Here is a 12,693-nt window from a genome sequence, read left to right as displayed (position 1 = left end):
GATGGAAATTGGTACTGCTAAACCTTCTGCCGAGGAATTAGCTGCCGCGCCACATCATTTCATTAATTCACATAGTGTAAATACATTATTTAGTACCGGTGACTTTGAAATACAAGCGCTTAAACTAATGGATGAATTGTTTAAAAAGCATGACCTTTTGGTTATGGTTGGAGGTTCAGGTCTTTATATAGATGCTGTATGTAAAGGTTTGGATGATCTTCCTGCCACTGATATCAACATTCGTGAACAACTTAATGAGCAGCTCGCAACAGAGGGGATTGAGGCAATAAAAGATCAGTTAAGCAGGGATGATCCTGAATATTATGCTAAAGTGGATCAATCTAATCCCCAACGAATGATAAGGGGTCTGGAGTTTTTTCTTTCAACCGGAATGAAATTATCTTCTTTTCTTACCAACAGTAAAAAAACAAGACCCTTTAATATCATTAAAATTGGTTTAAATACAGACCGTGCAATACTTTACAATAGAATCAATTTAAGGGTTGATCTGATGATGGATGCGGGTTTACTGGATGAAGTAAAGGCCTTAAAGGATTATAGAAGCTACAATGCTTTAAATACCGTAGGCTATTCTGAACTTTTTGCCTATCTGGATGGAGAAATTGACCTTGAACAAGCTGTAGATAAAATCAAACAAAATACACGTCGTTTTGCCAAAAGGCAATTAACATGGTTTAGAAGAGATGACCACACCACTTGGTTTGAGCCAAACCGCACTGATGAAGTCATCACTTTCATTAAACAGGCATTGGCTTAAGCCTGAGCTGTTGGCCCACCAAAGTTCATTGGAAAACCCGGAGGCTCTTCCTGAGTCTTAATACGTCCGTTTATAGCTTCATATTTTTCTATATTATCCTGCATTGCAGCTAACAATCTCTTTGCATGCTCCGGGGTAAGAATAATACGTGACTTTACCCTTGCTTTAGGAACACCTGGCATTACTCTTATAAAATCGAGCACAAACTCTGTATTAGAGTGAGTAATAATAGCCAGATTAGAAAATATACCCTCTGCTATTTCTTCAGAAAGTTCTATGTTTAGTTGGTTCTCGTTATTTTGTTCTTCCATATAACAAACTTAGATATTTTTTATAGTATAAAAAAAGTCCCCCAACTTTTAAAGAAGGGGGACTTGTAGAAAAATGTATTTAAAAATTAAGCCTCTATTTCTTCTTGTTTAGAAGCTAACAATTTATCGTATTCTTCCTGAGAACCAACAATGATACGCTCATATCCACGTACACCAGTACCTGAAGGGATTAAGTGTCCAACAATTACGTTTTCTTTTAGTCCAAGCATACTGTCACGTTTACCAGCAATAGCTGCTTCGTTCAATACTTTTGTTGTTTCCTGGAATGATGCTGCAGAGATAAATGATTTCGTACCTAATGATGCACGTGTTATACCTTGCAGCACTGAACTCGCAGTTGCAGGTCTTGCATCACGAACTTCAATTTGCTTCAAATCCTTACGTTTCAATTGAGAATTTTCGTCTCTTAATTTACGTAAAGAAAGAATCTGACCAGGTTTAACTGTGTTTGAATCACCAGCTTCTACTACAACTTTTTTGTCATAGATCTCATCATTCTCGATCATAAAGTCCCAACGATCTACAGAGTTATTCTCTAGGAAACTGGTATCACCCGGATCTTCGATATGTACTTTCTGCATCATTTGGTGTACAATAACCTCAAAGTGTTTATCATTGATTTTCACACCTTGTAAACGATAAACCTCTTGGATACCATTAACAAGATATTCTTGTACAGCCGCAGGGCCTTTAATTGCAAGGATATCAGCAGGCGAGATAGAACCATCAGATAATGGCATACCAGCTTTCACAAAGTCATTATCCTGTACAAGGATGTGTTTAGACAATGGAACAAGGTATTTTTTAATCTCACCGTCTTTAGATTCAATAGTCATCTCACGATTACCACGTTTCACACCACCTAAAGTTACCACACCATCAATTTCTGTTACTACAGCAGGGTTAGATGGATTACGTGCTTCGAATAACTCAGTTACACGCGGTAAACCACCCGTAGGGTTTTTAGTTTTGTCACGTGTGTCAATAATTACTTTTTCTCTGTGACCAGTTTGCTCATCTGACTCTTCACGGAAGGTTACACCTTCGATAATTGCATCAAATTCGATTTTACCGGCAAATTCCGAGATAATTACAGCATTATATGGATCCCACGAACAAATCCTGTCACCTTTAGTAATTTTAGCTCCATCCTCTACGTACAAGAATGCACCATAAGGAATGTTACTGGTCATGATAATCTTATTCGTTTCCGGTTCAACAATTTTGAACTCACCTGAACGGCCTAAAACAATTTGTTTTACTCCATCTTCAGTATCATTCTCAACTGTACGAACGTTTTCAAATTCGATAATACCATCAAACTTCGCCATAATCTGAGATTCAGCAGCAATGTTCGATGCAGTACCACCCACGTGGAATGTACGTAGTGTTAACTGCGTACCCGGCTCACCGATTGACTGTGCAGCAATTACACCCACAGCTTCACCTTTTTGAACACGTTTACCAGTTGCTAAGTTACGTCCATAACAAAGGGCACAAACACCTCTTTGATTTTCGCAGGTTAATACAGAACGTATTTCAATACCTTCAAGTGGAGACTCTTCGATTGTTTTAGCAATCTCTTCGTCAATATCCTCTCCGGCTCCCACTAATAGTGCTCCATCCAATGGATTGAATACATCATGCAGCGAGATACGTCCTAAAATTCTGTCATATAATGGCTCAACGATATCTTCATTGTCTTTCAATGCAGTGGTATACATACCTCTCAATGTACCGCAATCCTCAGAATTAACGATCATATCCTGTGCCACATCATGTAAACGACGTGTCAAGTAACCAGCATCGGCAGTTTTTAACGCCGTATCCGCCAAACCTTTACGAGCACCGTGAGTAGAGATAAAGTATTCTAGTACCGATAATCCTTCTTTAAAGTTAGATAAGATCGGGTTTTCGATAATCTCACCACCAGAACCTGATTTTTGAGGTTTTGCCATCAAACCACGCATACCGCACAACTGGCGAATCTGTTCTTTCGAACCACGGGCACCAGAATCCAACATCATGTATACAGAGTTAAATCCTTGGTTATCGTTCGATAACTGGTTCATCACGAATGATGTCAAACGGTTATTGATACGAGTCCAGATATCGATAATTTGATTGTAACGCTCGTTGTTGGTAATGAATCCCATGTTATAGTTATTCCTTACCTCTTCAACTTCTGCAGAAGCTTGCTCTAATAAAGTATGTTTTTCAACAGGAATGTTTACGTCTTGTAAGTTAAACGATAAACCTCCTCTGAATGCCATTTGGAAACCTAATTCTTTAATATCATCAAGGAATCTTGATGCACGAGCCATACCAGTGATTTTTACTACCTCACCAATAATGTCTCTTAAAGATTTTTTAGTTAACAATTCATTGATATAACCAACTTCTTCAGGAACCATTTGATTAAATAGTACGCGTCCAACCGTTGTTTCTGTCAATTTATTAACAATAGATCCGTCCTCAATTTTAACATTTACTTTAACTTTAATAAATGCGTGAAGATCAATTTGTTTCTCATTGTAAGCAATGATTACCTCTTCAGGAGAATAGAATATAGAATCTTGTCCTTTAACTACACGTCCTGCATCAGTTCTACGGCCTTTAGTAATATAATAAAGACCCAAAACCATATCCTGTGAAGGTACAGTAATAGGAGTACCGTTTGCAGGGTTTAGAATGTTGTGTGCAGCAAGCATTAATACTTGTGCTTCTAATATTGCGGCGTGCCCTAATGGTAAGTGTACTGCCATCTGGTCACCGTCAAAATCCGCGTTAAATGCGGTACAAACTAACGGGTGTAATTGAATTGCTTTACCTTCAACCAATTTAGGTTGGAAAGATTGTATACCCAATCTGTGCAATGTAGGCGCACGATTCAGTAATACAGGGTGTCCTTTTAAAACATTTTCAAGAATATCCCAAACTAGTGGATCTTTTCTGTCTACAATTTTCTTAGCAGATTTTACTGTTTTAACGATACCTCTTTCTATCATCTTACGGATGATAAATGGTTTGAATAGCTCGGCAGCCATATCTTTAGGTAAACCACATTCATGTAATTTAAGGTTAGGCCCTACAACAATTACAGAACGAGCAGAATAATCCACACGTTTACCTAATAAGTTCTGACGGAAACGACCTTGTTTACCTTTCAGGATATCTGAAAGAGATTTTAAAGCACGATTACCTTCAGTTTTTACAGCGTTTACCTTACGTGAGTTATCAAATAACGAATCAACAGCTTCCTGTAACATACGCTTTTCGTTACGTAAAATTACTTCCGGAGCTTTGATCTCGATCAAACGTTTCAAACGATTGTTACGGATAATAACACGACGATAAAGATCATTTAAATCAGAAGTCGCGAAACGACCGCCTTCAAGAGGTACTAATGGACGCAATTCTGGTGGAATAACCGGAACGATCTTAATGATCATCCACTCTGGATTATTCTCAATACGTGATCTTGAGCCACGGAATGCTTCAACAACCTGTAAACGTTTTAATGCTTCGTTTTTACGTTGTTGAGAAGTTTCATTAGCAGCCTGGTGACGTAAGTTATATGATAATGTATCTAAATCAATACGTTTTAATAAATCCTCTAATGCTTCAGCACCCATTTTGGCTACGAATTTATTAGGATCTTTATCATCCAGGTATTGGTTCTCTTTAGGTAATTTATCAAGAATATCTAAATATTCTTCCTCAGTAAGGAAATCCATATACTGAATACCTTCCTCAGCCATTAAACCTGGTTGAATTACTACATAACGCTCGTAGTAAATGATCAGATCTAATCTTTTAGTAGGCAAACCTAATAAGTAACCGATTTTATTTGGCAGTGAGCGGAAATACCAGATATGCGCAACAGGAACCACCAGGTTGATATGTCCCATACGCTCTCTACGTACTTTCTTTTCAGTTACCTCAACACCACAACGGTCACAAACAATACCTTTATAACGGATACGCTTGTATTTACCGCAATGACATTCGTAATCTTTCACAGGACCAAAAATACGCTCGCAAAACAAACCATCACGTTCAGGTTTGTAAGTACGATAATTGATGGTCTCAGGTTTCAACACCTCACCACTTGAGCGCTCTAAAATAGCCTCAGGCGATGCCAAACTAATGGTGATCGATGTGAAATTGCTTTTTAATTTATTATCCTTTTTGTAAGACATAGCTCTTTTGTTTTAGTAACTAGTACTTAGTAGTTAGTATTTAGAACCAGGCGCTTAGCCTATCTAATTACTAACTACTTAATACTATATACTTAGTCTAACGTAATATCTAAACCTAATCCACGTAACTCATGCACCAATACGTTGAACGATTCTGGTACACCCGGTGTAGGAAGGTTTTCGCCTTTTACAATCGCTTCGTAAGTTTTAGCTCTACCGATAACATCATCCGATTTAACGGTTAATATCTCTTGTAGAATGTTGGCAGCACCAAACGCTTCCAGTGCCCAAACCTCCATCTCACCAAAACGCTGACCACCAAATTGAGCTTTACCACCCAATGGTTGTTGTGTAATTAGTGAGTATGGTCCGATAGAACGAGCGTGCATCTTATCATCAACCATGTGTCCTAATTTCAACATGTAGATAATACCTACAGTTGTTGGTTGATCAAATTTCTCACCTGTTAAACCGTTATTTAAGTAGGTTCTTCCAGAAGCAGGTAATCCAGCCTTTGCGATCCAGTCTTCAACCTCATTGTGCTTAGCACCATCAAAAATTGGAGTAGCAAATTTAACACCCAATTCTTTACCGGCCCATGCCAATACAGTTTCATAGATCTGACCAAGGTTCATACGTGAAGGTACACCAAGTGGGTTCAACACGATATCAACAGGAGTTCCATCTTCTAAGAATGGCATATCTTCATCACGTACAATACGAGCTACAATACCCTTATTACCGTGACGACCAGCCATCTTATCACCTACTTTTAACTTACGCTTTTTAGCTACATAAACCTTAGCCATTTGAACAATACCTGATGGCAGCTCATCACCCACACTAATCGCAAATTTATCACGTTTGTAAGCACCAAGTTCTTCGTTTACACGAATACCATAGTTGTGCAATAACAATTTGATCTGCTCATTCTTGTCATCATCAGTAGTCCATTTGTATGGATTAATGTGCGCATATTCTAAATCGGCTAAACTCTTTTGAGTAAACTTAGCTCCTTTAGGGAATAACAATTCCTTATAAACATTGTACACACCTTGAGATGTCTTACCGTTTACAATCTGGAATAATTTATCTACAAGCTCATTTTTTAGATTTGTAGTGGCAAGTTCATATCTCTTGTCTAATTTTTCTATTGCTGATTTTTCCTCAGCTTTAGTAGTTTTCTTAGCTCTAGAGAATAACTTAGTATCAATTACAACACCTTTAATAGATGGAGGAGTTTTTAATGATGCATCTTTAACATCACCAGCTTTATCTCCAAATATCGCACGCAGTAATTTCTCTTCCGGTGAAGGATCAGATTCTCCTTTCGGAGTAATTTTACCGATAAGGATATCGCCTTCTTTAACTTCAGCACCGATACGGATAATACCGTTCTCATCTAAATCTTTAGTAGCTTCTTCAGAAACGTTAGGGATATCTGGTGTTAATTCCTCTTCCCCGCGTTTCGTATCACGTACTTCCAATTCAAATTCTTCGATGTGTAATGAAGTAAAGATATCTTCACGAACAATACGCTCGTTAATTACGATCGCATCCTCAAAGTTATATCCTTGCCAAGGCATGAAAGCAACTTTTAAGTTTCTTCCTAATGCCAACTCACCATTTTCAGTAGCATAACCTTCACAAAGCACTTGTCCTTTAACAACTTTCTGACCTTTCTTAACGATTGGTTTCAAGTTGATACAAGTATTCTGGTTGGTTTTCTTGAATTTGATTAATTTATAAGTTTTGCTATCACCTTCAAACGATACTAAACGATCTCCATCGTTTCTTACATATTTAATAGTGATCTCATTTGCATCAACATATTCAACAACACCATCACCTTCAGCATTGATCAAAGTTCTTGAATCGCGGGCTACGCGACCTTCTAAACCTGTACCGACAATTGGAGCCTCAGGACGTAACAAAGGTACAGCCTGACGTTGCATGTTTGATCCCATCAATGCCCTGTTCGCATCATCATGCTCAAGGAAAGGAATTAAAGAAGCAGCGATTGAAGTAATCTGATTAGGTGCCACGTCCATTAAGTCTAATTTCTCAGGCTCAATAATCGGGAAGTCACCCTCATAACGTGCTTTTACACGAGGAGTAGTGAAATTACCTTTATCGTCATACTCAGCATTTGCTTGTGCAATTGTTTTACCATCTTCATCCTCAGCAGAAAGGTAAATAACCGGTTCATCAACAGACACAACACCATTATCTACTTTTTTATAAGGGGTTTCAATAAAACCTAAGTTGTTTATTTTCGCATGCACACAAAGAGACGAGATCAAACCGATGTTTGGTCCCTCTGGAGTTTCAATTGTACATAAACGACCGTAGTGAGTATAGTGAACGTCACGCACCTCGAAACCAGCACGCTCACGTGAAAGACCACCTGGGCCTAAGGCTGACAAACGACGCTTGTGCGTAATCTCTGCCAAAGGATTTGTCTGGTCCATGAACTGAGACAACTGGTTAGTACCAAAGAAAGAGTTAATAACCGACGATAACGTACGGGCATTAATTAAGTCTGTTGGAGTAAATACCTCGTTATCACGAATGTTCATACGCTCACGAATAGTACGCGCCATACGTGCTAAACCAACACCAAATTGAGCGTATAATTGCTCACCTACTGTACGAACACGACGATTCGACAAGTGATCAATATCATCCACTTCTTCTTTAGAGTTGATCAACTTGATCAGATATTTAACAATAGCAATAATATCAGCTTTTGTCAAAACCTTTACGTGATCAGGAGTATCCATTTTCAACTTACGGTTGATACGGTACCTACCTACATCACCTAGATCATAACGTTTATCCGAGAAGAACAAACGCTCGATAATACCTCTTGCAGTTTCCTCATCAGGTGGTTCTGCATTACGCAAAGCACGATAGATGTTTTCAACAGCCTCTTTTTCAGAGTTAGAAGTATCCTTTTGTAATGTATTATATATAATGGTATAATCAGCCTGGCTTGCACCATCATCTTTAGATAAGATAATAGTTTTAACACCAGCATCAATGATCATATCAATATGGTCATCTTCTAAAACAGTATCCCTGTCTAAGATCACTTCATTACGATCTATAGAAACTACCTCACCAGTATCTTCATCAACAAAATCTTCAACCCATTTTCTTAATACTCTTGCAGCAAGCTTACGACCGATATATTTCTTCAATCCCGATTTGCTAACCTTAACCTCATCAGCTAAGTCAAACAATTCAAGGATATCTTTATCAGAATCGTAACCAATGGCACGCAATAAGGTGGTAACCGGGAACTTTTTCTTACGATCGATGTATGCATACATGACGTTATTTACGTCGGTAGCAAACTCAATCCAAGATCCTTTGAAAGGAATTACACGGGCAGAATAAAGCTTAGTTCCGTTAGTGTGACGGCTTTGACCGAAGAACACACCCGGAGACCTGTGTAACTGAGAAACAATTACACGCTCTGCGCCGTTAATCACAAAAGTACCTTTAGGAGTCATATAAGGTATGGTTCCTAAATATACATCTTGAATGATCGTTTCAAAATCTTCGTGTTCAGCATCATTACAAGAAAGCTTAAGCTTTGCCTTTAATGGAACACTATAAGTTAACCCACGGTCAATACACTCAGGTATATCATAACGTGGTGGGTCAATAAAATAATCAAGGAACTCAAGAACAAAGATGTTTCTTGAATCGGTGATTGGGAAGTTTTCAGCAAACACCTTAAATAAACCCTCAGTGTGACGGTTATCTGAAGTTGTCTCGATCTGAAAAAATTCTCTGAATGATTGCAACTGCACATCTAGAAAATCTGGGTAATCTATGATATGCTTACTACGTGCAAAATTTACTCTTTGGTCGACTTTATTTGCCAATGGACTAAAGTTAATTTACTTTAAGAATAAACTATTTGTTTGGTTAGCCGTTAAACAATTCCACCAACCAAACAAGATGAAATGTTTATAAACAGGTATAGACTCCGACTATACAGTCGGAGTCTATGGTTAAAGTTATATTAAAATTAAGTGATTACTTAATTTCAACTACAGCTCCAGCTTCTTCTAATTGTTTTTTCAAAGCTTCTGCTTCGTCTTTAGCAACACCAGCTTTTAATTCTTTAGGTGCACCATCAACTAAGTCTTTAGCTTCTTTCAAACCTAAACCAGTTAAATCTTTTACCAATTTAACAACTGCTAATTTCTGACCACCAGCTTCTTTCAAGATTACATCGAAAGTTGATTTTTCTTCAGCCGCAGGAGCAGCATCACCAGCAGGGCCTGCAACAGCAACTGCAGCAGCAGCTGGTTCAATACCATACTCGTCTTTTAAGATTTGAGCTAATTCGTTAACTTCTTTAACTGTTAAGTTTACCAATTGCTCAGCAAACGCTTTTAAATCTGCCATTTTTATAGATTTTAAAAATTTACGTAAAAATAATTTGTTTAATATGAACTTTTAAGGTGTCCTTAACCTTCTCTTTCTTGAAGAGTTTTRACAATTCCTGCAATTTTGTTACCGCCAGACTGTAAAGCCGAAATAACGTTTTTAGCTGGTGACTGTAATAATCCAATGATATCTCCAATAAGCTCTTCTCTTGATTTCAAGCTTACTAAAGTATCTAATTGGTTGTCACCAATAAATACCGTTGAATCGATATATGCAGCTTTAAGCTGAGGTTTATCAGATCCTTTTCTCAAGGCTTTGATCAGCTTAGCTGGACCATTACCTACTGTTGAGAATAATAATGCTGATTGGCCTTTAAGCGCAACAAAGATCTCTGATGCATCGCCTTCTAATCCTTCAATCGCTTTTCTGATTAAAGTATTTTTAGCAACCTGCATTTCAATCCCACTTTCGAAACATTTGCGACGGATACTGTTTACTTTCTCAACAGATAAGCTTGATGTATCGGCAATATAAAAATTACCGAATTCCTGCATCTTCACTTGAAGAGCCGAAACGACTTCGTGTTTTTCTTCTCTGTTCATAATTAGATCCCCGCTACTGATTTAGTTTCGATTGCAATTCCAGGACTCATAGTTGAAGAAACATGTATGCTCTTAAAATAAGTTCCTTTTGCAGCAGATGGTTTTAGCTTAGAAATTACTTGAAGAACTTCTAAAGCATTTTCATATATTTTATCTGCTGGGAATGATACTTTTCCTACTGAAGCGTGTATAATACCACTTTTGTCAACTTTAAAATCAATCTTACCGCCTTTTACATCAGTTACTGCTTTACCAACTTCGTTAGTTACAGTACCTGATTTAGGGTTTGGCATAAGGTTACGTGGACCTAAAACGCGGCCCAGTTTACCTACTTTTGCCATACAAGCAGGAGTAGTGATAATAATGTCAACATCAGTCCATCCACCTTCAATCTTGGCTACATATTCGTCTAAACCTACAAAATCTGCGCCAGCCGCTTTAGCCTCTTCTTCCTTATCAGGAGTACAAAGAACTAAAACACGTACAGTTTTACCTGTACCATGTGGTAAAGTTGCAATACCACGTACCATTTGATTGGCTTTACGTGGATCTACACCTAAACTAACATCGATATCAACCGATGCATCAAATTTAGTAGTAGTTATTTCTTTAACCAAAGCAGCCGCATCCTTTAAAGAATACGTTTTACCAGATTCTAGTTTAGCATGTGCCTTTTTTTGATTTTTTGTTAATTTAGCCACTGTTGTAAACTGTTATTTGTTAATTAATTTGTCCAAGGCGCATCACCGCTAACGGTGATTCCCATACTGCGTGCTGTACCGGCAACCATACTCATTGCCGATTCGATAGTGAAAGCATTTAAATCAGTCATTTTATCTTCAGCAATTGACTTAACCTGATCCCAAGTCACCGAACCAACTTTTTTACGGTTGGGCTCAGCAGAACCACTCTGTAATTTAGTAGCATCCTTTAACTGGATAGCAACCGGAGGGGTTTTGATGATGAATTCGAAAGACTTGTCAGCATAAACAGTAATTACAACAGGTAATACTTTACCAGGCTTATCTTGGGTACGAGCATTGAATTGTTTGCAAAACTCCATTATGTTCACCCCCTTAGCACCTAAAGCAGGTCCTACTGGTGGCGATGGATTTGCAGCTCCACCCTTGATCTGTAATTTAACAAGTGCACTGACTTCTTTTGCCATTTTCTGTTTTTGTTAATTTGTAATACTCAATGTTAAAATGTTGGAAGCATGTAACAATTAAGATCTTTATTCTATTCCTTTTCTACTTGCATATAGTTAAGTTCTAACGGAGTTTTTCTTCCGAAGATCTTAACCATAACCTTTAATTTCTTTTTCTCTTCGTTAACCTCTTCAATAACGCCGGTAAAACCGTTAAACGGTCCATCCATTACTTTAACGTTCTCTCCAACATAATAAGCAACGTTCATGATCTCGCTTTGTTGGCTCATCTCATCAACTTTGCCTAAAATACGGTTAACTTCCGCTTGGCGCATAGGAACAGGATTTCCGCCCTTATCTCCTAAGAAACCAATAACGCTATTAACATTCTTAATAATATGTTCTAACTCACCATCTAAAATAGCTTCAATTAAAACATAGCCAGGATAAAAGTTGCGCTCTTTTGCAATTTTTTTCCCGTCTTTCATTTGGTAATATTTCTCCATCGGTATTAAAACCTGAGGAACCAAATGTGAAAACCCTAAACGGCTAATTTCAGAATCAATATACTGTTTTACTTTCTTCTCTTTTCCACTAACGGCCCTAACTACATACCATTTCAACTGATCGTTCATTTAGCTATATTAATTAGAAAGTGATTTATAAAAAGTATCCAAAACGAATGTAGAACCCTTATCCATTGCAAAAATAACACATGCAATAATAAGCGACGCTACCAAAACCAACACTGCAGAATTTTGCAATTCTCCCCATGTAGGCCAGGTAACCTTCTGGGTCATTTCTTCATATGATTCTTTAACAAATTGAACTACTTTAGCCATAATTAATTTTTTGCACGGGAACAAGGATTCGAACCCTGATCAAAGGTTTTGGAGACCTCTATTCTACCGTTGAACTATTCCCGTGTATAATTTTCGCTCTTCCAAGCGAATCGTTTTGCTATTAGAACAAAGTACTCAGGCTGTTAAAGCCCAAGTACTTTGCTTTATAAATTTGTCCGGTATCTTTTGGATACCTAAGAACTATTTTACAATTTCAGTTACCTGACCAGCACCTACTGTTCTACCACCCTCACGGATAGCGAAACGTAGACCTTTTTCCATTGCGATTGCGTTGATCAATTTAACATTGATAGTAACGTTGTCACCTGGCATAACCATTTCAGTTCCTTCAGCTAGTGTAATCTCACCAGTAACGTCTGTAG

The 12,693-nt window shown here is 37.8% G+C and carries 11 protein-coding genes and 1 tRNA gene; 1 reads left to right on the top strand and 11 read right to left on the bottom strand.

The genetic code is table 11. The annotated features are described in order from the left end of the window. Positions 1–778 (top strand): tRNA (adenosine(37)-N6)-dimethylallyltransferase MiaA (gene miaA / locus AC1DDX_RS13820; RefSeq protein WP_477622164.1); only part of this gene is annotated, 778 nt, incomplete at its 5' end. Here the strand turns inward: miaA and AC1DDX_RS13815 are convergent. From AC1DDX_RS13815 to AC1DDX_RS13765, 11 genes are all read right to left on the bottom strand, one after another. Then, positions 775–1,089: a DUF3467 domain-containing protein gene (locus tag AC1DDX_RS13815; protein WP_048907295.1), complete on the bottom strand. Its 315-nt coding sequence runs from the start codon at positions 1,087–1,089 to the stop codon at positions 775–777. The genes miaA and AC1DDX_RS13815 overlap by 4 nt on opposite strands. 86 nt (positions 1,090–1,175) lie before the next feature. Next, positions 1,176–5,312, bottom strand: coding sequence for a DNA-directed RNA polymerase subunit beta' (gene rpoC, locus AC1DDX_RS13810; protein ID WP_477622163.1), 4,137 nt, complete (start codon positions 5,310–5,312; stop codon positions 1,176–1,178). A gap of 92 nt (positions 5,313–5,404) precedes the next feature. After that, positions 5,405–9,208, bottom strand: coding sequence for a DNA-directed RNA polymerase subunit beta (rpoB, locus tag AC1DDX_RS13805; protein ID WP_172661228.1), 3,804 nt, complete (start codon positions 9,206–9,208; stop codon positions 5,405–5,407). Positions 9,209–9,362: 154 nt separating this feature from the next. Then, complete coding sequence (rplL, locus tag AC1DDX_RS13800) at positions 9,363–9,737, bottom strand: 50S ribosomal protein L7/L12 (RefSeq protein ID WP_008243131.1); 375 nt, start codon at positions 9,735–9,737, stop codon at positions 9,363–9,365. A 62-nt stretch (positions 9,738–9,799) separates the two neighbouring features. Then, positions 9,800–10,321, bottom strand: coding sequence for a 50S ribosomal protein L10 (gene rplJ, locus AC1DDX_RS13795; protein WP_048907298.1), 522 nt, complete (start codon positions 10,319–10,321; stop codon positions 9,800–9,802). Positions 10,322–10,323: 2 nt separating this feature from the next. Further along, positions 10,324–11,022, bottom strand: coding sequence for a 50S ribosomal protein L1 (gene rplA, locus AC1DDX_RS13790; RefSeq protein ID WP_048907299.1), 699 nt, complete (start codon positions 11,020–11,022; stop codon positions 10,324–10,326). A gap of 23 nt (positions 11,023–11,045) precedes the next feature. Then, complete coding sequence (gene rplK, locus AC1DDX_RS13785) at positions 11,046–11,489, bottom strand: 50S ribosomal protein L11 (RefSeq protein WP_008243137.1); 444 nt, start codon at positions 11,487–11,489, stop codon at positions 11,046–11,048. 71 nt (positions 11,490–11,560) lie between these two features. Further along, positions 11,561–12,103 carry a transcription termination/antitermination protein NusG gene (gene nusG / locus AC1DDX_RS13780; RefSeq protein ID WP_048907300.1) on the bottom strand — a complete coding sequence of 181 codons (543 nt, stop codon included), beginning with the start codon at positions 12,101–12,103 and terminating at the stop codon, positions 11,561–11,563. A 9-nt stretch (positions 12,104–12,112) separates the two neighbouring features. Next, complete coding sequence (gene secE / locus AC1DDX_RS13775; RefSeq protein ID WP_108206554.1) at positions 12,113–12,310, bottom strand: preprotein translocase subunit SecE; 198 nt, start codon at positions 12,308–12,310, stop codon at positions 12,113–12,115. 13 nt (positions 12,311–12,323) lie between these two features. Continuing rightward, a tRNA-Trp gene (locus tag AC1DDX_RS13770) sits at positions 12,324–12,394 on the bottom strand. A gap of 117 nt (positions 12,395–12,511) precedes the next feature. Next, a partial coding sequence (locus tag AC1DDX_RS13765; protein WP_477622162.1) for an EF-Tu C-terminal domain-related protein occupies positions 12,512–12,693 on the bottom strand: 182 nt, incomplete at its 5' end.

Source organism: Pedobacter sp. 10L46_2 (assembly GCF_056395165.1).
The sequence above is the reverse complement of the archived record's forward strand: the minus strand, read 5'-3'. Positions and strand labels throughout refer to the sequence as shown.

Coding starts and splice junctions, on each gene's coding strand:
- rplK (WP_008243137.1), bottom strand. CDS start 11,489: ATGGCAAAAGAAGTCAGTGCACTTGTTAAATTACAGATCAAGGGTGGA.
- rpoC (WP_477622163.1), bottom strand. CDS start 5,312: ATGTCTTACAAAAAGGATAATAAATTAAAAAGCAATTTCACATCGATC.
- secE (WP_108206554.1), bottom strand. CDS start 12,310: ATGGCTAAAGTAGTTCAATTTGTTAAAGAATCATATGAAGAAATGACC.
- AC1DDX_RS13815 (WP_048907295.1), bottom strand. CDS start 1,089: ATGGAAGAACAAAATAACGAGAACCAACTAAACATAGAACTTTCTGAA.
- nusG (WP_048907300.1), bottom strand. CDS start 12,103: ATGAACGATCAGTTGAAATGGTATGTAGTTAGGGCCGTTAGTGGAAAA.
- rplL (WP_008243131.1), bottom strand. CDS start 9,737: ATGGCAGATTTAAAAGCGTTTGCTGAGCAATTGGTAAACTTAACAGTT.